Here is a 25,972-nt window from a genome sequence, read left to right as displayed (position 1 = left end):
CCTAATCATCTTAGGGCCCTGAATCTTATCGGTTAATTTTAAAAGAGTTTGTCGTATTGACAAGTTTTGAACCGCTGAACGTAGCTTTGACACGATAATAGCCTGTCTTGCATCCTTTTAAAGAGAATGACTTAGTCACCCATACTGAGAAAGAAAAGGTTGTTTTTTTACAAGTCGTCCATTTCTTTCCGGACTTTCGCTGTAAGTATAGGTTTCCTTTAAAAGTTCGATCTGACGGATACGCTGTACTGAGAGTAAAATCGACACTTTTCGCTTTTTTCGTGTAGTAGGAGGCATCGGTAAATCCGCTTACATTTAAATGCTGCTGAGTGCCGGAGTAAAAGTCTGCGGCATATGCCTTATCGGTGTTTCCTGTAAAGAAGATTGCTGCCAGTAAAGCTGTTGTGAGTGCCATTAAGATTTTTTTACGCATATAGACTATGACTTCCTTCCTATTCAATATCATACATATCTTAACATTATTGGGTCTGTTCTTTCAACGATAGATTTTCACTTTTATAGGATGAAAAGCTCATCATATCTGAATGTAATAGATTCATTCATAAAGAGTTCACTAGTGACGACCGCTGACTGATTGTTCGAAGATCATCGAATCAAATTGTTTAACTCACGGGAAAAGCTGTGGTAAGGTGTGTGGTAGAGACCTTGTTTAAGATCTGCTTACACTAAACCGCAAAGGAGAAAACGATGGCTGAACATACATTGAAAGATACTGCGTTTTCCGTATTGAATTTATCGCCGGTCGTACAGGGGGGAACGGTTGCTGAATCGTTCCGCAACAGCATGGATTTAGCGCGCCGCGCCGAGGAGTGGGGCTATAACCGCTATTGGCTTGCGGAGCATCATAATATAGAAGGAGTTGCCAGCTCGGCAACGGCGGTGCTGATCGGCCACATCGCCGGAGGCACGAAAAAAATCCGCGTCGGTTCTGGGGGTATTATGCTGCCGAATCATTCTTCACTTGTGATCGCGGAGCAATTCGGAACCCTTGAAACGTTGTATCCGGGGCGGATTGACCTGGGGCTCGGACGCGCGCCGGGGACCGACCAATTAACGGCGAGAGCCTTACGAAGAAACATAAACAGCGGGGAAGATTTTCCGGAGCAGCTTGAAGAATTGAGAAATTACTTCAAACCGTCCGGCAATGTGCGCAATCAAGTCCGCGCCATTCCGGGCGAAGGGCTGGACGTGCCGATCTGGCTTTTGGGCTCAAGCGGCTTCAGCGCGCGTCTTGCGGGAGAGCTCGGGCTTCCGTTCGCCTTTGCGGCTCACTTTTCACCGAAAAACACCGTGCCCGCCCTTGAGCTGTACCGCAGCTCCTTCCGTCCATCAGACGTACTGGATCAACCGTACGCGATGGTCGGCGTCACCGTCATTGCCGCCGATACGGACGAAAAGGCGGAGCATCTGGCAACATCGCATTATCAAAGATTTTTAGACCTCGTCCGCGGCACGCCGAACCAGCTGAAGCCTCCTGTTGAAGACATGGATCAAATCTGGTCGCCGTATGAAAAAGCGATGGTCAATGAACAGCTCAGCTCAACGATCGTCGGCGGACCGGAGCGTGTGAAGGAAAAGCTGGAAAGCTTCATCCGGACAACACAGGCGGATGAAATCATGGTGAATTCAGAAAGCTTTGAGCATGCTGACAGAATGAGATCATTTGAAATCATCGCCGAATTAAAAAACAGCTGAGCAAAAAAAAGCAATGTGCCGCGCACATTGCTTTTTTTATTCGCCGATCCGCTTGACTGAATTCCGGATGACGAGTTCCGGTTCATACACGACGTCATCCTTCTTCGGTTTTTTATGCTCTAAGCAGTCGATGACGTATTTTGCCGCCGCTTTCCCCATAATGGATTTCGGATGCTTGACAGAGGTGAGCTTCACCTCGGAAATCTGGGCGAAATGTGAATCGTCATAGCCCATGACCGATACGTCATCAGGCACCTTTAACCCGAATTCCCTGAGAAGATTAATCGTCTTCAGCGCAATTTCGTCATTGTAGCAAAGAATGGCCGTCGGGTGTGATTCGCTGTTTTGCTCAAGGGTATGCTTAATTTTTTGGAGAAGCACGGTTTCTTTTTCTTCAGTTGTGTAGGTGACGATCATGTCCGGAGACGGGAAAATCCCGCGCTCCCGATGCGCCTGCAGATAGCCGTTCATCCGTTTGACGCCCTGCGTGTCATCCGCTTTAAAGATTCCCATAATGTGCGTGTGGCCGAGGGACATGACGTATTCGCAAGCCATCATGCCGCCTTTGACATCATTGACGGAAAAGCTTGGTGCGGCCAGCTCCGCATAAGAGGCGTTAATCATGGCAAACGGAATGCCGTTTTTCTCCAGATTGAGATAGTAGCCGATGTTGGGCGTCTGCAGCGCGCTTTTCGTAGGCTCGACAATCAGCCCGTCTATATTTTTGGACAGCAGGTTTTCAAGACCGCGCCGTTCACTTTCTGTATTGTTGTTGGTGCTCGTCAGCAGCATGGAATAGCCCTGTTCGCTTAAATAAGATTCAATTCCCCTGATGATGCTCGGAAAAATATAGTCTGATATGTACGTTGTAATGACGCCGATCGTTTTGTTTGAATGCATGGCTGATTTCGCCGTGCGTGAAGTGACAAAGGTGCCCCCGCCCTGAACGCTGTACAGCAGCCCTTGCGAGACCAAATCTCCGATCGCCTTTCTGATGGTATGGCGGCTGACGCCGAACTGCTGCATCAGCTCATTTTCCGTAGGCAGCTTTTCGTCCGGCTGTATTTTTCCTTGATTCAGCCATGAACAAATTTCTTCTTTTACTTGAGCATATTTCGGTAGCATATCAATTCCTCCAAAATGTATACGGACAAATTCCAGTATAACATAGTAAGCCCTTTCATCAAGCTGTAAAAATAATTGACAGATTATGAAAAACTGCTTATTCTTTATTTGTACGTACTAATTTTCCTCATTTTTAGATAAAATTCTTCATAAGTACGTACAAATGTGGCGGTTCTGAAGAAAACAAAGCATCATCAAGCGCCGCACTTTGTTTTGTAAGCGTTTTTATTCTATTATTCGCGGGAGGGTAAAATTCATGAAGAATCACCCGGCACCAATTGGCTCAAATGTACCTGTCACTCGGCAGCATTCCAAGTGGTTTGTCATTCTCATCTCATGCGCGGCCGGACTGGGAGGGCTTTTGTACGGTTATGACACGGCGGTGATTTCCGGCGCTATCGGTTTCCTGAAAGATTTGTACCGCTTAAGTCCTTTTATGGAAGGGCTCGTGATTTCAAGCATTATGATCGGCGGTGTTTTCGGCGTCGGGATTTCCGGATTTTTGAGTGACCGTTTCGGACGGAGAAAGATTTTGATGGCAGCGGCGCTGTTGTTTGCGGTGTCAGCGGTTGTCTCTGCGCTTTCTCAAAGTGTGTCTTCCTTAGTGATCGCCAGAGTCATCGGCGGTCTGGGAATCGGCATGGGCTCCTCGCTTTCTGTCACGTATATTACCGAAGCGGCTCCGCCGGCCATACGCGGCAGTCTGTCTTCCCTGTATCAGCTGTTTACGATATTAGGGATTTCCGGCACTTATTTTATTAACCTCGCCGTCCAGCAATCCGGCTCATATGAATGGGGAGTGCACACCGGCTGGCGGTGGATGCTCGCTTACGGCATGATTCCGTCCGTCATCTTTTTTATCGTGCTGCTTATCGTGCCGGAAAGTCCGCGCTGGCTTGCGAAAGCAGGGCGCCGAAATGAAGCCCTCGCCGTGCTGACGCGCATTAACGGCGAGCAGACCGCGAAAGAAGAAATCAAACAAATCGAAACGTCTTTACAATTAGAAAAAATGGGGTCATTGTCTCAGCTGTTTAAGCCGGGGCTGAGAAAAGCGCTTGTGATCGGGATTCTGCTGGCTTTATTCAATCAGGTCATCGGCATGAACGCAATTACGTATTACGGGCCGGAAATTTTCAAAATGATGGGCTTCGGACAGAATGCGGGGTTTATCACGACATGCATCGTCGGTGTCGTCGAAGTGATTTTCACCATTATCGCGGTTCTTTTAGTCGATAAGGTAGGCCGGAAAAAGCTGATGGGGGTCGGATCTGCCTTTATGGCGCTGTTCATGATCTTAATCGGGGCATCCTTTTATTTTCAGCTGGCGAGCGGTCCGGCTTTAGTCGTCATCATATTGGGATTCGTCGCCGCTTTCTGCGTATCGGTCGGGCCGATTACATGGATCATGATTTCGGAGATCTTTCCGAACCACCTCCGCGCACGCGCCGCCGGTATTGCGACGATATTCTTATGGGGGGCCAACTGGGCGATCGGCCAGTTCGTGCCGATGATGATCAGCGGGTTAGGGCTCGCGTACACCTTCTGGATATTCGCCGTCATTAATATTCTCTGTTTCTTGTTTGTCGTGACGATCTGCCCTGAGACGAAAAATAAATCATTAGAAGAAATAGAAAAACTCTGGATAAAATGAAAGCGTTTTACGACAAAAGTCCGCTCCGGCGGGCTTTTGTCTGTCACCTTCATTCCGTTTCTGTATATAATGACTGTATCAAGGAGATACTGGAAAATCCTGCGAAGAATGTCGAGGAATTGACCTTTAACAGTTGAATTAACAATGTCATCCTGTTAAAATAATTAAAGAAAGCAGACATAATTTTTTTTGGCTATGATGGGACGTTTTTTGTCATAGCGGGACATTTTCTGTCCAGTATGAATAGGAAGGAACGTTTGAGTCATGAACCAGTTAATACAAGCTCAAAAAAAATTATTGCCTGATCTTTTGCTTGTGATGCAGAAAAGATTTGAAATCTTGCAGTATATCAGGCTTACCGAACCGATCGGCCGCAGAAGTCTTGCAGCCAGTCTCGGATTGACCGAGCGCGTTCTCAGAAGCGAGGTTCAGTTTTTGAAAGAACAGAATCTCATCGATATTAAAACAAACGGCATGACAATGACGGAAGAGGGCTATTCACTGCTTTCGATTCTGGAAGATACGATGAAGGATGTTTTAGGGTTGACGCTTTTGGAAAAGACATTAAAAGAGCGGCTTAATCTGAAAGACGCCATTATCGTTTCCGGTGACAGCGACCAATCTCCTTGGGTCAAAAAAGAATTAGGGAGAGCGGCCGTTGCATGTATGAAAAAGAGATTTTCAGGCAAAAATATCGTCGCTGTAACCGGCGGTACGACAATTGAAGCCGTCGCCGATATGATGACGCCGGATTCAAAAAACCGCGAGCTCCTGTTTGTGCCCGCAAGAGGCGGTTTAGGCGAAGATGTGAAAAACCAGGCGAACACCATATGCGCGCATATGGCGGAAAAGGCTTCAGGCACTTACCGGCTTTTGTTCGTTCCCGGGCAGCTGTCACAAGGCGCCTACTCATCTATTATTGAAGAACCTTCCGTAAAAGAGGTGCTTCACACGATTAAATCAGCGAGTATGCTCGTTCACGGAATCGGCGAAGCTAGAACAATGGCGGAGCGAAGAAACACGCCTTTGGAAGATTTGAAGAAAATAGATGACAATCACGCGGTGACAGAGGCATTCGGCTATTACTTTAATGCGGACGGAGAAGTCGTTCACAAGGTGCATTCAGTCGGAATGCAGCTTGATGACCTCGATGCCATTCCCGACATTATCGCGGTAGCGGGCGGATCATCAAAAGCAGAAGCAATCGAAGCTTATTTTAAAAAGCAGCGAAACACGGTTCTCGTCACGGACGAAGGAGCCGCAAAGAAGTTATTAAGGGATAACAGTCCCTCAATATAAATATCTCTCACTTATTTAAAGGAGGAAATAATCATGGCAGTAAAAGTCGGTATTAACGGTTTTGGTCGTATTGGACGTAACGTATTCCGCGCAGCATTAAACAATCCTGAAGTTGAGGTAGTAGCGGTTAACGATTTAACAGACGCTAACATGCTTGCTCATCTTTTACAATATGATTCCGTACACGGAAAATTAGATGCAGAAGTTAAAGTTGACGGCAGCAACCTTGTTGTTAACGGCAAAACAATCGAAGTTTCTGCTGAGCGCGATCCTGCGAAACTCAGCTGGGGCAAACAAGGCGTTGAAATCGTAGTTGAATCTACTGGTTTCTTCACAAAACGCGCAGACGCTGCGAAACACTTAGAAGCAGGCGCGAAAAAAGTTATCATCTCTGCACCTGCTAACGAAGAAGATATCACAATCGTTATGGGTGTTAACGAAGACAAATACGATGCGGCTAACCACCATGTTATCTCTAACGCATCTTGCACAACAAACTGCCTTGCGCCGTTTGCAAAAGTACTTAACGACAAATTCGGCATCAAACGCGGTATGATGACAACTGTTCACTCTTACACAAACGATCAGCAAATTCTTGATCTTCCGCACAAAGACTACCGTCGTGCGCGTGCAGCAGCTGAAAACATCATTCCTACATCAACTGGTGCTGCTAAAGCAGTTTCCCTTGTTCTTCCTGAACTGAAAGGCAAACTGAACGGCGGAGCTATGCGTGTGCCGACTCCAAACGTTTCTCTTGTTGACCTAGTTGCTGAACTTAACAAAGACGTAACGGCTGAAGACGTAAACGCAGCTCTTAAAGAAGCGGCTGAAGGCGATCTTAAAGGAATCCTTGGCTACAGCGAAGAGCCATTAGTATCCGGAGACTACAACGGCAATGCTAACTCTTCTACAATCGATGCTCTTTCTACAATGGTTATGGAAGGCAGCATGGTAAAAGTAATCTCTTGGTACGATAACGAAAGCGGCTACTCTAACCGCGTTGTTGACCTTGCAGCTTACATCGCAAAACAAGGTCTTTAATTCATAGCTCCCGGAAAGGGCCGGACTTGGTTCTTTCGGACAGAAACGCTATAATGAAAGCGGACAAGGGAAGGGGACGGACTCCCTTTCCCTTTTTCCATGAGAACCGGCTTTCAGAAAGCGCCGGATTGCTGCAGAACGTCCGCGTTTTGAAGTTTCCGCGGCACTTTCGTTTTCTGAGCCGCCTGCCCTGGCTCAGAAGACGATCTGCCCCGTGCCCGGAAGCTGCAATCTGCCCCGCGGCGGAAGCATCATGAGGCGGTTTCACGTTTCACGTTTTTCGTGCTATGCAAACCATTTTGAAGGAGGATCTCCTAAGGCATGAATAAAAAAACAGTAAAAGACATCGACGTAAAAGGCAAAGTCGTATTCTGCCGCGTTGACTTTAACGTTCCAATGAAAGACGGGGAAGTAACAGACGATACTCGTATCCGCGCTGCGCTTCCAACAATCAAACACCTTGCAGACCAAGGCGCGAAAGTCCTTCTTGCGAGCCACTTAGGCCGCCCGAAAGGCGAAGTGGTTGAGGAGCTTCGTTTAACTCCTGTCGCTGCACGCTTAGGCGAACTGCTCGGCAAAGAAGTGAAAAAAGCGGATGAAGCTTACGGCGATGCTGTAAAAGCACAAATTTCTGATATGAAGGACGGAGACGTTCTTGTATTGGAAAACGTACGTTTCTACGCTGGTGAAGAGAAAAACGATCCTGAGCTTGCTAAAGCATTTGCTGAGCTTGCGGATGTATATGTCAATGACGCATTCGGTGCTGCCCACCGTGCTCACGCATCTACAGCCGGAATTGCCGAGCATCTGCCGGCGGTTGCAGGATTCCTGATGGAAAAAGAGCTTGACGTTCTCGGCAAAGCCGTGACAAATCCTGAGCGCCCGTTTACGGCAATCATCGGCGGCGCGAAAGTAAAAGACAAAATCGGTGTAATCGAAAGTCTGCTTGATAAAGTGGACAACCTGATCATCGGCGGAGGTCTTGCTTACACATTCGTAAAAGCGCTTGGTTATGAAGTCGGTAAATCTCTTCTTGAAGAAGATAAAATCGAACTTGCAAAATCATTCATGGACCGCGCGAAAGAAAAAGGCGTTAAATTCTATATGCCGGAAGACGTTCTCGTTGCTGATGATTTCTCTAACGATGCAAACGTCCAAATCGTGCCGATCTCTGAGATCCCAAGTGATTTAGAAGCGATCGACATCGGAACGAAAACCCGCGAAACGTACGCTGAAGTTATCAAAAACAGCAAACTTGTCGTATGGAACGGACCGATGGGCGTATTCGAAATCGACTTGTTCGCTCAAGGCACAAAAGCAGTGGCTGAAGCATTGGCAGAGGCAAACGATACATACTCTGTCATCGGCGGAGGAGACTCTGCGGCAGCCGTTGAAAAATTCGGCCTTGCTGACAAAATGAGCCATATCTCAACAGGCGGCGGCGCATCCCTTGAATTCATGGAAGGCAAAGAGCTTCCAGGTGTAGCTGCGCTGAACGATAAATAAAAACTGCTATAAGGAAGTGGAACAGATGAGAAAACCAATTATAGCCGGTAACTGGAAAATGAACAAAACACTCGGCGAGGCTGTCAGCTTCGTTGAAGAAGTGAAATCTTCCATTCCAGCAGCAGACAAAGCGGAAGCCGTTGTTTGCGCACCAGCTCTTTTCTTAGAAAAGCTGACTTCTGCTGTTAAAGGAACTGACCTGAAAGTCGGCGCCCAAAACATGCATTTTGAAGAAAACGGTGCGTTCACAGGTGAAATCAGCCCGGTCGCTCTGAAAGACCTTGGCGTGGATTACTGCGTCATCGGCCACTCTGAGCGCCGTGAAATGTTCGCTGAAACTGATGAAACAGTTAACAAAAAAGCGCATGCCGCTTTCAAACACGGCATTGTGCCGATCATTTGCGTAGGTGAAACGCTTGAAGAGCGCGAAGCCGGAAAAACAAATGATCTTGTTGCCGATCAAGTGAAAAAAGGTCTTGCGGGTCTTTCTGAAGAGCAAGTTGCCGCTTCCGTTATTGCGTACGAGCCAATCTGGGCAATCGGAACAGGCAAATCTTCTACAGCGAAAGATGCTAACGACGTCTGCGCGCATATCCGTAAAGTCGTTGCTGAAAGCTTCAGCCAGGAAACTGCTGACAAGCTCCGCATTCAATACGGCGGCAGCGTAAAACCTGCAAATATTAAAGAATATATGGCAGAGTCCGATATTGACGGTGCTTTGGTCGGCGGCGCAAGCCTTGAACCGCAGTCATTCGTTCAATTATTGGAGGAAGGTCAATATGAGTAAAAAACCAGCTGCACTCATCATTCTTGATGGGTTCGGATTACGCAATGAAACAGTCGGAAACGCAGTCGCACAAGCGAAAAAACCGAATTTCGACCGTTATTGGAACCAATACCCTCATCAGACGCTGACGGCATCAGGCGAAGCAGTCGGACTGCCTGAAGGACAGATGGGGAACTCTGAAGTCGGTCATTTGAATATCGGCGCAGGACGTATTGTGTACCAAAGCTTAACACGCGTGAACGTTGCCATCCGCGAAGGCGAATTCGAACGCAATCAAACGTTCCTTGACGCCATCAAAAACGCGAAAGACAACGACAAAGCGCTGCACCTGTTCGGCCTTCTTTCTGACGGAGGCGTACACAGTCATATCAATCATTTATTCGCGCTGCTGAAGCTTGCGAAAAGTGAAGGACTGACGAAGGTGTATATTCACGGTTTCCTCGACGGCCGCGATGTAGGTCCGCAAACAGCGAAAACTTACATTCAGCAGCTGAATGAGCAAATCGAAGAAATCGGTGTCGGCGAAATCGCCAGCATTTCCGGACGCTACTACTCCATGGACCGCGACAAACGCTGGGACCGTGTGGAAAAAGCGTACCGCGCAATGGCTTACGGCGAAGGCCCGTCTTACCGCAGCGCGATGGATGTAGTCGACGATTCTTATGCGAACGGCATTCATGATGAATTCGTCATTCCGTCCGTCATCACAAAAGAAAACGGTGAACCCGTTGCGAAAATTCATGACGGCGATTCTGTGATTTTCTATAATTTCAGACCAGACCGCGCCATCCAGATTTCAAACACGTTTACCAACAAAGATTTCCGCGATTTCGACCGCGGTGAAAATCATCCGAAAAACCTGTATTTCGTCTGCCTGACTCACTTCAGTGAATCTGTTGACGGATATGTGGCTTTTAAACCGGTAAACCTTGACAATACGGTCGGTGAAGTATTGGCACAGCACGGGTTAAAACAGCTTCGCATTGCAGAAACTGAAAAGTATCCGCACGTTACGTTCTTTATGAGCGGCGGCCGCGAAGAAGAATTCCCGGGCGAAGAGCGCATCCTCATTAACTCGCCGAAGGTCGCGACATATGACTTGAAGCCTGAAATGAGCGCGTATGAAGTGAAGGATGCTCTTGTAAAAGAAATCGCGGCTGACAAGCACGACGCGATCATCCTGAACTTTGCAAATCCTGACATGGTCGGCCACTCCGGAATGGTCGAACCGACGATTAAAGCAATTGAAGCAGTGGACGAATGCTTAGGCGAAGTGGTTGACGCCATCATCGCTAAAGGCGGACATGCCATCATTACCGCTGATCACGGTAATGCGGACATTCTGATTACAGAAACAGGCGAACCGCACACTGCCCATACGACAAACCCAGTCCCTGTCATTGTGACGAAAGAAGGCGTGACGCTGCGCGAAGGCGGAATCCTAGGCGACCTCGCACCAACGTTATTAGACCTTCTCGGTGTTGAAAAACCGAAAGAAATGACCGGAACATCTTTAATTCAAAAATAAGCGTAAATCAAAAGGAGAGACAAACTCATGCCATACATTGTTGATGTTTATGCACGCGAAGTCCTTGACTCCCGCGGCAACCCAACAGTTGAAGTTGAAGTATATACAGAAACAGGAGCTTTCGGCCGCGCATTAGTGCCAAGCGGAGCTTCTACAGGTGAATACGAAGCGGTTGAGCTTCGTGACGGCGACAAAGACCGTTACCTTGGAAAAGGCGTGTTAACTGCTGTTAACAACGTAAACGAAATCATTTCTCCAGAGCTTCTCGGCTTTGACGTAACTGAACAAAACGCAATCGATCAGCTTTTAATCGAGCTTGACGGAACTGAAAACAAAGGCAAACTCGGTGCGAACGCAATCCTTGGCGTATCTATGGCTTGTGCGCGCGCAGCTGCTGATTTCTTACAGATTCCTCTTTACCAATACCTTGGAGGATTCAATTCAAAAACGCTTCCTGTACCGATGATGAACATCGTAAACGGCGGAGAGCATGCTGACAACAACGTAGACATTCAAGAATTCATGATCATGCCTGTAGGCGCGCCTAACTTCCGTGAAGCGCTTCGCATGGGCGCTCAAATCTTCCACAGCCTGAAATCAGTTCTTTCTGCTAAAGGAATGAACACAGCTGTAGGTGACGAAGGCGGATTCGCTCCGAACCTTGGTTCTAACGAAGAAGCGCTTCAAACAATCGTTGAAGCAATCGAAAAAGCCGGCTTCAAACCTGGCGAAGAAGTGAAACTTGCGATGGATGCTGCATCTTCTGAGTTCTACAACAAAGAAGACGGCAAATACCATCTGTCTGGCGAAGGCGTTGTGAAAACATCTGCTGAAATGGTTGACTGGTACGAAGAAATGGTTTCTAAATACCCAATCATCTCTATCGAAGACGGACTTGACGAGAACGACTGGGAAGGCCACAAACTTCTTACAGAGCGTCTTGGCAAAAAAGTTCAGCTTGTCGGTGACGACCTTTTCGTTACAAACACGAAAAAGCTTGCTGAAGGTATCAAAAACGGCGTAGGCAACTCTATCCTGATCAAAGTAAACCAAATCGGTACATTGACTGAAACATTCGATGCGATTGAAATGGCGAAACGCGCGGGCTACACTGCCGTTATCTCTCACCGTTCAGGTGAAACTGAAGACAGCACAATCGCTGACATCGCTGTGGCAACTAATGCAGGACAAATCAAAACAGGTGCTCCGTCCCGTACGGACCGTGTTGCGAAATACAACCAGCTTCTTCGCATCGAAGATCAGTTGGCTGAAACTGCTCAATACCACGGTATCAACTCTTTCTATAACTTGAATAAGTAATGGAATGGACGCCGGGAGATATTCTCCCGGCGTTTTTTTATGCTCCCGGGCTTTTCCCTCCTTTTTCATCATCTTCATTTGGTCAATAATATTCATTTTTCCCCTTTTTAAAGGAATCAGTGTTCTTCAATCGAAAGGGAAGAGGTGTTAATAAGAGGAGGGATTATGATGAAATTTTCATTTATGTCAGCCGTGGTGGCAGCAAGCCTCATATGGGGCGCGTCTGCCGGGCCGCTGTCCGAAACTCATGCTTATTCAGCCGTGACCGCGCCGGTTTTTGATGCTGATGAGGCATTGGACACGATGCATGATCTGAGTGAAACCATCGGACCGCGGGAAACCGGAACTGCGAAAGAAAAGGAAGCGGCTGAATACATATCGAATCGTCTGCGGGCTCAGGGCGCCAGTGTCAAAGTACAGTCATTTCCGTTGAAAAAGTACTTTTCAGGTTCAGTCACAGCGGGAGATCATGAATTTCCGCTCCGCTCCGCTGATCAATCCGCTGTTGAAAAAGAGCTGAGAATTGAGGGAGGGATTTTTGACGGCGGCTGCGGATCACGCGATGACGTAACAGGAGCCAAAGGAAAGATTGCAGTGATACGCGAAGGAAAGATCCCCGTTTCTCAAAAGATCAAACATGCCGAACAAGCGGGAGCCAAAGCAGTCATTATTTATAATCAGACAACAAAACCGCTCGCCGTCCGTCCGCATACCGATAAAGGAATCACGATACCGGCGGCGGGTATGAAAAAAGAAGACGGTGAAGCACTGCTGCAGGAAAAGCAGGCAGTCATTCAATTTAAAAACTATAAAAACCGCACCTCACAAAATATTATAGGAACGCGCAAAGCGGCACAGGCCAACTCTTCTGATGCTGATATTATTTATGTCACAGCGCATTATGACAGCGTAAAAGGCGCGCCCGGAGCGGATGATAACGCCTCAGGCACATCTGCCGTTCTGGAAATCAGCAAACAATTGACACACATACCGAAAGACAAAGAGATCCGCTTTATCCTGTTCGGTGCAGAAGAATTATGGTCTGCGGGTTCATCTTATTACGTCAGTACACTCACGAACAATGAAAGAAAGCACAGCCAGGCCAATTTTAATGCCGATATGATTGCGACTGACTGGGAAGAAGCGAGTCAAATGTGTGTCACGACTCCTGACGGCAGGGAAAACCCGAGTGTCCGGTATGCTGAAAAAGCCGCTGAAAAATCCCGCTTGGTCAAGCCAAACCTGATTCAGCTCGGTTACTCAGACCATGTCTCTTTTTATGAAGCAGGGATTCCGTCGGCTAACTGGATTTGGCTCAGCCCCGATACACAGGAGCCGGGGCCCTGGTATCACACTGAGAATGATAATATGAAACACATCAGCAAAGAACGATTAGAGAAAGCGGGATCACTCGTTTCCGCGGCTGTAACTGAGGCAGTGAAAGAATAAAAAACAGGCTTCGGCCTGTTTTTTTATATTGTTTTCTGTATATTCTCTCAATTAAGGGAGATTTTCTCACTCGTTACCAGATATATACCATTTGACAGGATTTTATTTTACAAATAAAAGAAAAATAAATAGATAATACCTAATTTATAAAAGGATGTAAAACTCATTTATCAAATTTTAACTTTTGTTATAATTGCGATATCGATCGATATTTGTTTTAAATTGTAAAAAACAATACTCTTTTCTATCTATTAGGGGGCGAAAAATGAATACTGTCACAAAAGAAGCCAGCAACCTTGGTCAAAAACGGCTGTTACATCTGATTGAAACGAAGCAGGCGATTGTAGGCGTGTTAGGCATGGGATATGTGGGATTTCCTCTTGCGCTGGAATGTGTCGATAAAGGATACAATGTTATCGGATTCGACAAAAACAGTGAAAAGGTTTCCTTGTTAGCCGCCGGAAGCAGCCATATTCAAGATATAGAGGACGACAGACTGAACTCGGCTTTACAAACAAAACGCTTTCAAATCAGCGCCGACATGTCGCTCATCCAAAAATGCGACATCATTGTGATATGTGTGCCGACACCCCTGAACAAAAAAGACAAGATCCCCGATTTAACCTACATCGACAGTGCAGTTGACAGCATGATCGCTTATGGAAGGCAGCATCAGCTTTTAATTTTAGAAAGCACCACCTATCCCGGAACAACGAAAAAAAAGATTGCCGACAGAATGGCATCAAGCCGCGGCATGAAAATAGGAACAGACTTTTTTACGGCTTATTCTCCGGAAAGAATCGATCCGGGCAACAGGCAATATGAAGTTTCAGATATTCCTAAAGTAGTCGGCGGAACCACACAGACTTGCACAGAACTTGCCTCAGCGTTTTACAGCACCATTGTTACAAGCATTCACCCGGTCACCTCACCCGAAGTAGCTGAAACAGCTAAACTCCTAGAGAATACTTATCGTTATGTCAATATAGCTCTTATCAATGAAATGGCGCTTAATTGCCGTGAACTTGATATTGATATATGGGAAGTCATCTGCGCGGCGGACACGAAGCCGTTCGGCTTTCAAAAATTTATCCCGGGTCCCGGAGTCGGAGGCCATTGTATCCCGATTGATCCTTTTTACTTCAAATGGATCGCGAATGAAAAAGGGCTGCAGACAAAATTAATTGATCTCGCGGACGAAATCAATTCCAACATGCCGATTTCTGTCTCTGACTATGCTTTGAAACTGGCGGGCAAAGACAAATGCAGCATCTTAATAATAGGGGCCGCTTATAAAAAAAATACAAATGACCCGCGTGAATCCTCAGTGTTTACGATAATGGAAGAATTGATGGACAAGGGATGCGCGATTGATTATCATGATCCGTTTATCAGCGAGATCCGCTTGAATGACGGAAGCCGCAAACAATCTGTCCCTTTCACAAAAGAACAAATCAATCAGTACGACGTCATCATCATTCATACAGATCACGATGTCATCGACTACAGTATTTTGAAGGATGCCTCACCGATTATCTTTGACACAAGAAATGTATGCAAGGAAAAATCAGCCGACAATTGCAGAGTTGTCACTTTATAGGAGGGAACGGTCATTAGTAATCGATTTATCTCTTTTCACAGACCTGATATGACAAACGAAGAAATCGCAAGCGTAACCGAAACGATTCAGTCGGGCTGGATTTCGAAAGGCCCGAAGGTAATCGATTTTGAAAAAAAGCTGGGAGAATGTATTGGAGCCGAACACGTCATCAGCTGTAATTCAGGCACCGCTGCCTTACATATGGCTTTATTGGCGCTCGGTGTGGGAGAAGGCGATGAAGTCATCGTGCCGAGCTTCACGTTCTGTTCCAGCGTCAATGTCATCCTGCACGCCGGAGCCGTTCCGGTGTTTGCGGATATATGCGAGAAAAGTCTATGTGCCGATCCTGAAGATGTCAGGAAGAAAATAACGCCGCGCACAAAAGCGGTAATTGCGGTTCATTTTGCCGGCTATCCGGCTGATCTGGAAAACTTGCAGTCCATTTGTAAAGAAAACGGATTGTATCTGATTGAAGACGCCGCTCATGCGCTCGGTACAAAATATAACGGAAGCATGATCGGCACTCACAGTGATGCCGTGTGCTTCAGCTTTTATGCCACCAAAAATATTACAACGGGGGAAGGCGGAGCCCTCGTCATGAAAGACGAACAGGCCGCAGAAAGAGCGAGGCTGTACGGCTGGCACGGCATCACAAAAAATGCCTGGAACCGGTACGGTGAAAAAGGCAGCTGGAGATACGACGTGTTACTGCCGGGCTTTAAATATAATATGACGGATATTCAGGCCGCGCTCGGTCTGGTTCAATTGAAGCGCGCAAACGACATTCAAGAAAAACGGGAACAGATCGCTCAATTTTATGTACGTGAACTGTCAGGCCAATCTGACAAAGCGGCGCTTCCGCTTTCTGACATTCCAAACGGCATAACGCACTCATGGCATTTATTTATTTTACGGATTCGAGAAAACGGCGGTATGGACAGAGATCTGTTTATTGAGAAAATGAAAGAAAAACAAATCGGGCTGAGCGTGCACTTTATTCCCGTGCATTTGCATCCTTACTATAAAAAACATTTTCCTGCCGAGCTTCCGGTAACTGAACGTGTTTTCCGGGAGATCGTATCACTGCCTCTTTACAGCCAATTATCAGATGAGGAGTGCAGCTATATTGTCAAGTCTATAAAAGAAGTTTTGACTATCAGCCAGGAGGTAGGATCATGAAACATATTGCGATTATCGGAGGAGCCGGTTTTATCGGAAGCGAACTGGCGGCATTATTACAGGATAAAGGTTATCACACCATCATTGCAGATCAAAAGGAGCCGGCTTTTGACACTGAATACCGCCAAACGGATATCCTTGACCGGACGTCCCTTCGCGAATCACTGCGGGGAGCGGATGCGGTTGTCCATTTGGCGGCAATGGTCGGAGTGGACAGCTGCCGAAGCAATGAAGAAGACGTCATACGGGTCAATTTTGAAGGAACGAAAAACGTCACTGAGGTATGCGGTGAATTGGGAATCAGCACACTTCTTTTCTCATCGAGTTCAGAAGTGTTCGGAGATTCACCGGATTTTCCTTATACCGAGACAAGCAGAAAGCTTCCGAAATCAGCTTACGGAAAAGCCAAACTGCAATCAGAGGAATATTTGAGAGAACAGGCTACCGACGAACTTCATATTCGAGTCGTCCGGTACTTTAATGTATACGGGCCGAAACAGCGCGAGGATTTTGTCATCAACAAGTTTTTCAGCATGGCCGAGAATGGCTCTGAGCTGCCTCTTTACGGGGACGGCGGACAAATACGCTGCTTCAGCTACATCAGTGATATCGTCACCGGAACTTATCTCGCTCTCATTCATGAAGGAGCCGTCTTTGAAGACTTCAATATCGGGAACGACCAGCCGATCACGATAAAAGAACTGGCTGAAAAAGTCAATGTGCTCTCAGGCAGAGAGAAGGATAACTATCTGTTTAAAAAGCTGGGCGAAGACGGCGTGAGGGGAAAAGACATCGAAATTTTTAAGCGGGCGCCGTCAATCGAGAAGGCGAAACGTTTGCTCGGTTACGCTCCGAAAGTAAGTCTGAATGAAGGCCTGGAGATCATAAAAGATGAAAGACAAAAGCACAAACTTTCACTTTCCTAAAAACCCGGAAGTGGTCAAATATCCCGTTTATCCCGGACAGTTTTCCGTCAGCGGCCGTCTGCGCGCGGTGAAACACTTGCTTACTGCCGGACAAAGCGGACTGACTGAAAAACTGGAAAAACGTTACGGAAAAGGGGTTGTGCTGACCTCCAGCGGCAGTGCGGCACTGGTGCTCGCATTAACTTATTCGGGAGCCGGGCCGGGGAAAGAAGTGATTTTCTCATCCTTCAGCTGCCCGAATGTCATTGATGCCGTGCTGCAATCCGGTGCGACGCCTGTGTTTGCGCAGCTGGATGAGCATCTATCCTTATCTTTTGAGGATGTCAAAAAAAAAGTGACAAGGCAGACGTGTGCGGTTATCCTCACGCATGTATACGGCCGGAGAGAAAATACCGCTATCATTGACTGGGCGAAGGAAAACGGAATTGCTGTCATTGATGATGCCGCTCAAGCCATGTTTACAAAACAAGCGGATACATTTGCCGGCGGTTTGGGCGATTTCGGCATTTTAAGCTTCGGCCCCTCAAAGCCGCTTGCGAGTATCGGAGGCGGCGCGTTAATCGCGCCGAAAGAATGGCTTCGGCAAAAAGCAAATCTCCCGATGGAACAGCGCAGCCAAGTGGCAGCTGACTATCGAATCTATATCAGAAATCAAAGAATCCAAGCTGTAATGAAACGGAAACGGCATCATCCTATTTCATATATGTTTAGAAAAGCGGGCGCCATGCCTTCCATGAAAGCCACAAAGCTCGAAGCTCTGCCGGATAAACCGGCTGTTGTACCCGTGCTTCGCATGCATCCGGCAAGGGAAGCCATTATTGATGATCAGCTTTCACGTATGGATCAGCTTGTAACAGCTTCGCTCCGAAACTTAGAGACGGCGGGAGAAATCTTTGCAAAGGCGGAAGAAACAAACGGCATAAGAATGATTCAGCCCCAAGAAGGAGAACATCTGAATTATTTAACAATTGTATTTCCCCGGGATGAAGAGCGGTACGGGTGTTCCGTTTATTTAGCCGAAAGAGGCATCCAAACATGCTGGAACTACCTTCCCCTCGGACGTATTCCGGTTTATGAAACATACGCGGGGGAAGGCGGGGAAGACCCGCTTTGGAAGAGAGTTCTTTCCCTGCCGTTTAAACCTCCTCTTCAAAAGGAGCAAGTCAGATATATAGCCGAATCCGTTTTATCATATTGTGAGCAACAGAATAAGACTGAATAGTGGTGATAACTATGCAAAAAACAGCAGTATGCACGACCCGCCAGGCATGGGATCGGGCCGCTGACATGTATCAGGCGGGATTGTTTCAAAGCTATGATTGGGGAATCCTCATGGAAGAGCTTCCCGGCACGTCATTTCACCCTGTCAGACTGACAACGGACGGAGGACAGGTCATCTATCTTCCGCTTTTTGAACAGAAGGGCGTATTATCCGGCAACATGATCGGATACGGCGGCGTTATTTCAGATCGCCCCATCTCATTTGAATGGCTTCAAAGTGAAATTCAGGCCATATTCGGCCGGAACATATCCCGGATGCTGCTGCCGTACGGTCAGACTTCTTTTACAGAAGAAATCAGGGAAGGATGGACGGAAAAGGCGACACGGATTCTTTCGCTTCCGGACACGTTTGACGAACTTTGGACGGGCATTTCCGGAAAAGCCCGGACGGCAGTCAGATACGCTGAAAAAGAGAATATTGTCACCCGGCTGATCGGGCGAAAAGAACTTGGCGCGTTTTATGACCTCTACAAAGAGCATACGGCGGCAATCGGCGCGGCTTATGTGCTGAGCCAGGGCTTTTTCCAAAAGCTGCTTGACACGTTTGCGGACCGGATGTTTTGGATCGGAGCATATAAGGATGAGACGCTGATCAGCAGCAGTATTTTTCTCTATGACCGCTCTCATTTCTATTATTGGCAGAATGTAAACAGCCTGGCGGGAAAAAAAGCGCAGGCCTCTTACTTATTGATGCGTGACGCCCTGCAATTCGCCATTTGCCGCAAGCTTCAATGGGCTGATTTTGGCTATTCACACAGTAAAGAAATCGCGAGACCGAAACGATATTGGGGAGCTGAAGAAAAACAATGCCGACTTTTTACGAAACCGGAATGAAAACAATAAGCGGCCATCAATCCAGTTATCTGCCGTGGTACGGTTTTTTTGAAAAAATGTATAAGTCGGATCTGTTTGCCATTCATGACACAGCTCAATTTGAGAAAAAAGGATTTCTCAACCGCAACAGAATCAAAACGCCGCAAGGCCCCAGATGGCTGACAGTGCCTTTACAGATGAAACAATATAAAGACATAGAGCTTCGGCATATGAAAATCGACCAGACACAGGATTGGCGGAAAAAACATTGGATGGCGATTAAAATGAACTATGCGAAAGCTCCCTATTTTGAGCGATACCAGCATTTTTTTCAAGATGTCTATCAGCGGGAGTGGGAATATCTCCATGATTTGAATATGCACATCATTGAATTTTTCCGAAAAGAGCTCCGAATTGAAACGCCGCTCTGTTATGTCTCTGAGCTTGAATGCCGGAAGGAGAAAAAAAGCGATTTTGTTTTAGCGCTTTGTCAGGAGCTGGGGGCGGACCGTTATTATTCAGGCAGTCAGGGTTCCGACTATTTAATAGAAAGCGATTTTGAAAGAAACGGAATTGTCATTGAGTATCAGCAGATCCGGCATTTTGGCTATCCTCAATTATTCGGGGAGCATATCCCTCACCTCTCCATGCTTGATATGCTGATGAACTGCGGAGCGGATACAGCTGAAATGTTAGTTAAAGGAGGGCAATATGATGAAAGTAATGGTATTTGCAGCGCATCCCGACGATGAAATTATCGGCGTCGGCGGCACGCTCGCCAAACATGTCCGCCAAGGTGACAGCGTGTCGGCAGTCATTATGGCGGAAGGCAAATCATCAAGAAAAACGGATTACGAAAAGCCTGAAGATTCCGTTATGGAGCATTCTAATCAAGAAACGGAGCAGGCGCTCAGCACTTTGGGCATCCTTGATTTTGTCAGGCTGAACCTTCCTGATAACAGAATGGATTCAATGGATTTGCTGGATGTCGTGAAGGAAGCGGAGAAACAAATCAATCGTTTTCAGCCTGACATTGTGTATACACAGTACGGCGGTGACATTAATATTGACCACTCCGTCGTATTCAGAGCGGTCATGACGGCAACCCGTCCGCTTCCCGGTCATACGGTAAAACGGGTTTTTGCCTATGAAACATTGTCTTCGACGGAATGGAATTACTGTCAGAAGGATCAGTTTCATGCCAATTTCTTCGTTAATATTGAAGACGAGCTTGAAACGAAATTGAAATCGATGGCGTGTTACGGCTCCGAGCTCAGAGACTTCCCTCATCCCCGCTCTTTGCAGGCGATCGAACATAATGCCCGTGTGTGGGGAGCAAAAGCGGGTTTTACCGCTGCGGAAGCGTTTATGCTGGTGAGAGGAACATGGTGACTGTCCTATGATTGCTCAAATTCCGTTTTTCGGACTTGATCCGAAGCAAATCGATGAGAAATGGGTGGAAGCGGGATACGGTCTGGAAGCGAATATTTTTGACGGCCATTCCTTTGAGGAAGCGGATTATATCAAAACATTTAATCAGACGCTGGAATATGCGAAACAGCTTGATCCTTCATTATTAACGCTGCATTTTCCGACAGATCATGCCGATTATGTGAATGAAGATCACATCAAAAAACAGCTTTATCACTTTGCGGAGCTCGCTGTGAAATACGGCGCCAAAGGCATAACCGTTCATGCGAATCAATTTATGACGGTTGAGGAATTTCAAGTCTATGACCTGGAAGGAAACCGTAAAAAAATCGTTGAGTTTTTCGCGGAGTTTGATGAGCAGCTGAAAGGGACGGACATTTGGATCGGTGTGGAAAACCTTCCGATCATCGGGAATCTGGGAGAGGATTTTGATCCGATTTTCATTTATCCTGAGGATTTTACAGAGCTGGTGCAGCTGGATCTGAAGCATGTCGGTATTACGTGGGATCTGTGCCATTGGGCGATTACCTATCAGACTCACTTGTCTTCCGCTCTTATGTTCAGAAATGATCAGCTGAAATATCCCGATTTCTTTCAGTTTCTTTCGATAAAAGAGAGCATTAAGCATTATCACTTCAGCTCATTTCGCCAGCTTGCGTTCCCGCATGGCGGCGTCCGCTGTTTTGAGGGCCGCCATCCGAGTGAAGGGACGATCGCTGAGGAGCTGCTGAGACGGGCTGCAGATACTTTGCAGGAGCTTTATCGGAATCAAGATACCGGCATTGTATTTGAGGTGATGGAAGAGGATTATACGGAAAGACGGGAATCATGGAGAACGCTGGATTGGTTCGGCGGTGTTTCTGATGACGAGGATCAAAAAAGGGTCTGATATGACATATCGAACACCGAACTATGCAAAGCTTTGGTATGCACAGGTGTTTTCTTCAGCAGCGGACGGGGTCTGGCTCATTGCTCTGCCGCTGTTAGTGCTGGAATTGACCGGCAGCAAAATTCTAGTCGGCGTTATTTCTTTTATCGAACTCGTGCCGTTGACATTTGGCGTGCTGGCGGGTCCGCTGATTGATTTATTCCGAAAAAAGTCGATCTTGTATTTGTGCAATACGGGCCGGGCCGCCATTATGATCCTCTTGGCGGTGCTCAGTGCGAACGATTTATTAACCGTGTGGATAGCCGGGGTGTGCGCCTTTTGTCTATCTCTGCAATCGATGCTGTTTGCGCCGGCGAAAGTCGCGATCATTCCGCTGCTCGTCCGCAAACAGCATCTTGATCAGGCGACATCTCTGATCAATACGAGTGACTTGATCGGACTCATCGTCGGAAAATTGATCAGCGGGATCATGATTGCGGCTATTCCGTTCGGGCTGCTGTTTGCCATAAACGGAACTGCTTTTTTTATCTCCGCGGCGTTTATCGCGTTCATTCGTATTTCAGAACAGCCCAATGAAAAAAGCAACGGAACTGAAGATGTAAAAGCCGGTTACAGAATGCTGAAAGGAAATGCGGCATGGCTGACATCGGTCGGATACTTTTTCGTCGTAAATCTCGTCATTGCCGGCCTTATTTCAGTAATGGGGCCGATTCTTGCTGTGGAGCGTTTTCAGCAGAACTATTCTGTATGGTTTGCCGTCATGTATTCAATGTTTCAGGCGGGGATGCTTTTGGGCAATCTGGCCGTATTTTTCAAATGGAATACAAAACGCTTGAACCGGCTGTACCCGCGGACGTTAACGGCAGCGGGACTGCTCATTATGCTCCTGTTTTTTCCCCTTCATGGGTTTGAGTGCATCATCTTCCTGGTGCTTGGCATCATCATCTCGTATATTGATGTGCAAACGGTGCTGTATTTCCAAAAGACGGTTCCGGCCGCATATTTCGGAAGGGTCTTTGCACTGATTTTTTCCATTGTCAAAATGGGTGAACCGCTGTCGGCCGCTGTCTACACAGGGCTTCTGCTGTTGATGAATGCGGATTATATTTTTGCGGCGGTCGGACTGACCCTTACGATCGTTTTTGCTATTTTTTCAGTCAGACAAGGGAGTCAAAGAAATACAGAGAAACAAGCGGATCAATCCGTCTGAATGGTAAACGAAGGGGCGCCGATGTCAGCCGGCGCCCTTTTTATCATAAATCCAAATAAAGCCTTATCATATCCCGGCATTGAATGCCGTTTTCAAAAATGTCTTCATCATAATGCCTGATAAAAAAATCATGGTCGACAGCCTGAATACGGAATCCGCATTTTTGATAGAGTGACAGCTGATGAATACTGGAATTTCCGGTGCCGATTTCAATCGTGTCAGCCCCCGATTGTCTCGCTTTTTCAATGGCATCCCGCACCAGCTGTTTCCCGAATCCCCTGTTCTGCAGCGATTCTTTTACCGCGATGTTTACGATTTCTATCGTTTTAGGCCTTGTTTGCAATAAAACGTAAACCCCTGCAAGCTCGTCTGACGTCCAAGCCGTATAGCATTCTCCTCTTACAAGATAATCATCGACAATCTCTTTCGATGGATCGGCCAGCAGCAATAGTTCATACAGCGCTTCATCCGGCTCCGCGGCTTTTCGGATGCTCAGTTTTTGCATGTCCGTTTCTCCTCCTCTGTTATGATCGACAGCTATTTTTGAAAATAACTCCAAAATCATTCTACTTTATTATAAAATATGAAACATAGGAAAAGTTATACAAGTTTTGCAGATTGAATAGGAGGAAAGTCATGTTTTTTTGTAAGCATTGCGGCCAGCAGAACAATGAAGAAGCGCATTTCTGTAAAGAATGCGGAAAACCGATCGGGAAAGGAAGCCGGCTGGAGCGGCAGGCGGCTGTAAAAGCGGCTGAACCTGCTTCACAAATGAGAAAGCCGATCCCTAAAAAAACGCTCTTCATGTGGGGCGGCATTGCCGCAGCGCTGATCTTATTGATTGCCGCATATAAAACCGGAGCCTGGCTGACATCTGAAAAAAGGCTCACGGATCAATTCGAACAGGCGGTTCATGACGGGGACACGAAAAAGCTCGCAGCCCTGCTCACTCCTTCAGACAAAAAACTGAAGCTGAATGAGACCAATGTCAAACCGCTCCTTGCATACGCAAAGAAACACGATGAACTGCTGGCATCGCTTCGCGGCAATTCATCAGAAACAGATGCGGTATACGTCAAAAAAGAGGGTAAAACCCTTCTTTTGTTTGACCATTACGAACTGAAAGTCGATCCGGTTTATTTCCGGGTCACAAGCAATTATAAAGGCGCCGATCTTTATATCAACAGCGAGAAAACAGGTACGGTCAAAAAAGCCGATGAAACCCAAATCTTCGGCCCGTATGCACCCGGTGTCTACACGGCGGAAGCCAAGCTTAAAAATGAGACGGTTGACGTTGTCAAAAAACAAGAGGCAGAGGCGGCCGGCAGCCGGAATGTTGAGTTTGACCTGCCGTTAGACGCCGAGGATGTGACATTCACTCCGGCAGACAGCTTCAAAAGCGCGAAAGGCGATCTGCTGATAAACGGCAAGTCCGTCCATAAAGATCCGTTTACATCCGTTACATATGGTCCGCTCTTAACTGACGGTTCCATGACAGCCGCCGTGGAGGCTGATTTTCCTTGGGGGAAAATGAAAACTGCCGATGTCCCGATCAACAGTACTGATGTGGACTTAACGCTTATCCCGGATCAAGATACACAACAAACAATCATGGACACGATTGTCAAAACAACGAAGCAGTATACAAAAGCGATGGCAGACGGAAATACCGATCAGATGACCGAGGCTGGTTCCGCCTGGAAAGAGCAGACGAAAGAAGTGGTATCCGGCATGAAGAGTTCCGGCACCTTTTTGAAGGATCAGTATAAAGAGACAAGCTTTGATCTGGATTCATTTGCGATTTCTCAAGAGAACGGCCGCTGGCAAGTAACTGTTACGGGTAAAGAGCTTCATGATTCTGCTTATTTCGACGGGAATACGAAGCCTGATATGGAAGAGGCTGAGCCGAGCTTTCACTATGTACTCTCATATGATACAAAACATAAAAAATGGGTTTTCGAAAAAGCTGACCCTGCCTCAGATTCTTCTGGGACAAATGTAAAAAAAATAAAAAACGACCAGCCGAAAACCTATACATCCGCATGGGCATCATCCAAAGGAAATACAGCTTCAGGCAGCCTCACGAATGAACAAGTCACATCGTTTATGACTGATTACCTGACAAACCAATCAAGCGCCGTCAGCCTTAACAATTTTGCCATCATGGCGGGCAATTTAGAAGAGGGAAGCCCTTTGTATGCTGATCAGCAGAAACTGGTCAAAAAACTGCACAGCGAGGGGACGACCGAAGTATTTAATGAAGTGAATGTCAAAAGCTTTTCACAGAAAGGCTCTCATCTGACGATTCATACGTACGAGGAGTTTTATATTACGAAAGCCGGCGGCAGTCCGAAGCTCAGAACATATAATTGGACCTATGGCGGCATTGTTAAAGACGGAAGAATTTATTTAACATCCATTCGATAAAAAAACCCCCGCGCCAATCAGGCGGCGGGGGTTTCCGTTTTTTAAAAGAAGAAATAATTCATGAGTTCTTTTATATAATGCTTGATCGTGAATTGAAACGTTACGCAAATGATCAAATAGATGACGATAACAGAATAAATGATATCCGCCTTAGTAGTGAGCTGATGCTGATAGCTCGCCAGCATGAGCGGAGGCACGGCAAACGCCGCTCCTAAAAGACCGACAGCCAGAATGGTGAAGCAAACGGTTGTATGAAGCAGCATAAAAATGAGGGCAAGAAGCAAAATAGCTGTAAACGGAATCAAAAATGCCCCGAATCTGGACAGCGAATCTTTAAATGACACCTGCGCGCCGCCGGCCTTCAAAGCGATAAAAGTCAAGAGATACAGGCAAAAAACGCATAATGCAAAGGTAAGCGCCGGTTTGACCACAATCGCGGTAAAACTGACGTCACGAAAGCCGTCTGATAAGAGAATATAAAACATAATCGGCGTCACCAGGCAGAAAAGCACCATGTTGATGATGCTGCTGACAAGCTGTTCGCCTCCTGTCGTTTTACATGTTTGATACGGTCGCTTTAACACATCAAGCACGAATAAGGCAAATTGCTTTGAAGCCTGCTTAGCCGCGGCGCCGGCCTGAGCGGCCTGGCCCTGCGTTTGGCCTGCGCCTCCCTGCCCGGGCTGGGGCGCCCCGCACTTTTCACAAAACTTTCCGCCATCAGTATGATGGCCGCATTGAGAACAATACATTCTAAAACTCCTTTTACAAGTAATATAGGGATTTTGTTCAAT

The 25,972-nt window shown here is 46.9% G+C and carries 23 protein-coding genes; 19 read left to right on the top strand and 4 right to left on the bottom strand.

Going from position 1 to position 25,972, the window contains the following annotated elements:
- Positions 1–25: 25 nt before the first annotated feature.
- Positions 26–433: a hypothetical protein gene (locus JNUCC21_RS17930; protein WP_150941434.1), complete on the bottom strand. Its 408-nt coding sequence runs from the start codon at positions 431–433 to the stop codon at positions 26–28.
- 275 nt (positions 434–708) lie between these two features.
- Between JNUCC21_RS17930 and JNUCC21_RS17925 the strand changes: the two genes are divergently transcribed.
- The gene (locus tag JNUCC21_RS17925; protein WP_007613877.1) at positions 709–1,716 is read left to right on the top strand and encodes an LLM class flavin-dependent oxidoreductase; all 1,008 of its coding nucleotides are present in this window, start codon (positions 709–711) and stop codon (positions 1,714–1,716) included.
- A gap of 36 nt (positions 1,717–1,752) precedes the next feature.
- On the opposite strand, the gene JNUCC21_RS17920 is transcribed toward JNUCC21_RS17925, so the two are convergent.
- Positions 1,753–2,841 carry a GntR family transcriptional regulator gene (locus JNUCC21_RS17920; RefSeq protein WP_150941433.1) on the bottom strand — a complete coding sequence of 363 codons (1,089 nt, stop codon included), beginning with the start codon at positions 2,839–2,841 and terminating at the stop codon, positions 1,753–1,755.
- A gap of 256 nt (positions 2,842–3,097) precedes the next feature.
- Here JNUCC21_RS17920 and JNUCC21_RS17915 point away from each other — a divergent pair, with 256 nt between their 5' ends.
- The 17 genes from JNUCC21_RS17915 to JNUCC21_RS17835 all read left to right on the top strand — a co-directional run bounded on the left by JNUCC21_RS17915 (position 3,098) and on the right by JNUCC21_RS17835 (position 22,751).
- The gene (locus JNUCC21_RS17915) at positions 3,098–4,492 is read left to right on the top strand and encodes a sugar porter family MFS transporter (RefSeq protein WP_003151605.1); all 1,395 of its coding nucleotides are present in this window, start codon (positions 3,098–3,100) and stop codon (positions 4,490–4,492) included.
- A gap of 264 nt (positions 4,493–4,756) precedes the next feature.
- Positions 4,757–5,791: a gapA transcriptional regulator CggR gene (gene cggR, locus JNUCC21_RS17910; protein WP_003151607.1), complete on the top strand. Its 1,035-nt coding sequence runs from the start codon at positions 4,757–4,759 to the stop codon at positions 5,789–5,791.
- A 33-nt stretch (positions 5,792–5,824) separates the two neighbouring features.
- On the top strand, positions 5,825–6,832 hold the full coding sequence (gene gap / locus JNUCC21_RS17905) for a type I glyceraldehyde-3-phosphate dehydrogenase (RefSeq protein WP_003151611.1): 1,008 nt from the start codon (positions 5,825–5,827) through the stop codon (positions 6,830–6,832).
- A gap of 321 nt (positions 6,833–7,153) precedes the next feature.
- Positions 7,154–8,338: a phosphoglycerate kinase gene (pgk, locus tag JNUCC21_RS17900; protein ID WP_059367771.1), complete on the top strand. Its 1,185-nt coding sequence runs from the start codon at positions 7,154–7,156 to the stop codon at positions 8,336–8,338.
- Between the two features lie 25 nt (positions 8,339–8,363).
- Positions 8,364–9,125: a triose-phosphate isomerase gene (gene tpiA, locus JNUCC21_RS17895; protein ID WP_003151618.1), complete on the top strand. Its 762-nt coding sequence runs from the start codon at positions 8,364–8,366 to the stop codon at positions 9,123–9,125.
- Positions 9,118–10,653 (top strand): 2,3-bisphosphoglycerate-independent phosphoglycerate mutase, encoded by a 1,536-nt coding sequence (gpmI, locus tag JNUCC21_RS17890; RefSeq protein WP_003151620.1) that lies wholly within the window; start codon positions 9,118–9,120, stop codon positions 10,651–10,653. The genes tpiA and gpmI overlap by 8 nt, the downstream gene beginning before the upstream one ends.
- 27 nt (positions 10,654–10,680) lie before the next feature.
- A complete protein-coding gene (gene eno, locus JNUCC21_RS17885; RefSeq protein ID WP_007409956.1) occupies positions 10,681–11,973 on the top strand; it encodes a phosphopyruvate hydratase in 1,293 nt (430 codons plus the stop codon).
- Positions 11,974–12,141: 168 nt separating this feature from the next.
- Positions 12,142–13,422, top strand: coding sequence for a M28 family peptidase (locus tag JNUCC21_RS17880; protein ID WP_369878383.1), 1,281 nt, complete (start codon positions 12,142–12,144; stop codon positions 13,420–13,422).
- 265 nt (positions 13,423–13,687) lie between these two features.
- Positions 13,688–15,022, top strand: coding sequence for a nucleotide sugar dehydrogenase (locus JNUCC21_RS17875; protein WP_043020631.1), 1,335 nt, complete (start codon positions 13,688–13,690; stop codon positions 15,020–15,022).
- Positions 15,023–15,070: 48 nt separating this feature from the next.
- Positions 15,071–16,201 (top strand): DegT/DnrJ/EryC1/StrS family aminotransferase, encoded by a 1,131-nt coding sequence (locus JNUCC21_RS17870; protein WP_369878382.1) that lies wholly within the window; start codon positions 15,071–15,073, stop codon positions 16,199–16,201.
- Positions 16,198–17,127 (top strand): NAD(P)-dependent oxidoreductase, encoded by a 930-nt coding sequence (locus JNUCC21_RS17865; protein WP_072589584.1) that lies wholly within the window; start codon positions 16,198–16,200, stop codon positions 17,125–17,127. Before JNUCC21_RS17870 ends, JNUCC21_RS17865 begins: the two co-directional genes overlap by 4 nt.
- The gene (locus JNUCC21_RS17860) at positions 17,093–18,349 is read left to right on the top strand and encodes an aminotransferase class V-fold PLP-dependent enzyme (protein ID WP_072589583.1); all 1,257 of its coding nucleotides are present in this window, start codon (positions 17,093–17,095) and stop codon (positions 18,347–18,349) included. The genes JNUCC21_RS17865 and JNUCC21_RS17860 overlap by 35 nt, the downstream gene beginning before the upstream one ends.
- Positions 18,350–18,360: 11 nt before the next feature.
- The gene (locus JNUCC21_RS17855; RefSeq protein WP_072589582.1) at positions 18,361–19,242 is read left to right on the top strand and encodes a GNAT family N-acetyltransferase; all 882 of its coding nucleotides are present in this window, start codon (positions 18,361–18,363) and stop codon (positions 19,240–19,242) included.
- A complete protein-coding gene (locus tag JNUCC21_RS17850) occupies positions 19,215–19,973 on the top strand; it encodes a WbqC family protein (protein ID WP_007409964.1) in 759 nt (252 codons plus the stop codon). Before JNUCC21_RS17855 ends, JNUCC21_RS17850 begins: the two co-directional genes overlap by 28 nt.
- The gene (locus tag JNUCC21_RS17845; RefSeq protein ID WP_072589581.1) at positions 19,936–20,613 is read left to right on the top strand and encodes a PIG-L deacetylase family protein; all 678 of its coding nucleotides are present in this window, start codon (positions 19,936–19,938) and stop codon (positions 20,611–20,613) included. The genes JNUCC21_RS17850 and JNUCC21_RS17845 overlap by 38 nt, the downstream gene beginning before the upstream one ends.
- A gap of 7 nt (positions 20,614–20,620) precedes the next feature.
- Complete coding sequence (locus JNUCC21_RS17840; protein ID WP_072589580.1) at positions 20,621–21,541, top strand: TIM barrel protein; 921 nt, start codon at positions 20,621–20,623, stop codon at positions 21,539–21,541.
- Positions 21,516–22,751 carry an MFS transporter gene (locus tag JNUCC21_RS17835; protein ID WP_369878381.1) on the top strand — a complete coding sequence of 412 codons (1,236 nt, stop codon included), beginning with the start codon at positions 21,516–21,518 and terminating at the stop codon, positions 22,749–22,751. The genes JNUCC21_RS17840 and JNUCC21_RS17835 overlap by 26 nt, the downstream gene beginning before the upstream one ends.
- 43 nt (positions 22,752–22,794) lie before the next feature.
- Here JNUCC21_RS17835 and JNUCC21_RS17830 read toward each other — a convergent pair whose 3' ends face one another.
- Positions 22,795–23,256: an N-acetyltransferase gene (locus JNUCC21_RS17830; RefSeq protein WP_007409969.1), complete on the bottom strand. Its 462-nt coding sequence runs from the start codon at positions 23,254–23,256 to the stop codon at positions 22,795–22,797.
- 131 nt (positions 23,257–23,387) lie between these two features.
- On the opposite strand from JNUCC21_RS17830, the gene JNUCC21_RS17825 reads away from it, so the two are divergent.
- A complete protein-coding gene (locus tag JNUCC21_RS17825; protein WP_072589578.1) occupies positions 23,388–25,178 on the top strand; it encodes a zinc ribbon domain-containing protein in 1,791 nt (596 codons plus the stop codon).
- Between the two features lie 41 nt (positions 25,179–25,219).
- On the opposite strand, the gene JNUCC21_RS17820 is transcribed toward JNUCC21_RS17825, so the two are convergent.
- On the bottom strand, positions 25,220–25,930 hold the full coding sequence (locus tag JNUCC21_RS17820; protein WP_100001615.1) for a hypothetical protein: 711 nt from the start codon (positions 25,928–25,930) through the stop codon (positions 25,220–25,222).
- Positions 25,931–25,972 lie beyond the last annotated feature (42 nt).

The sequence above is a fragment of the Bacillus sp. JNUCC-21 genome, assembly GCF_041222765.1.
GTDB classification, from domain to species: Bacteria; Bacillota; Bacilli; order Bacillales; family Bacillaceae; genus Bacillus; species Bacillus velezensis.
This window is presented reverse-complemented; position numbering and strand designations above follow the sequence as displayed.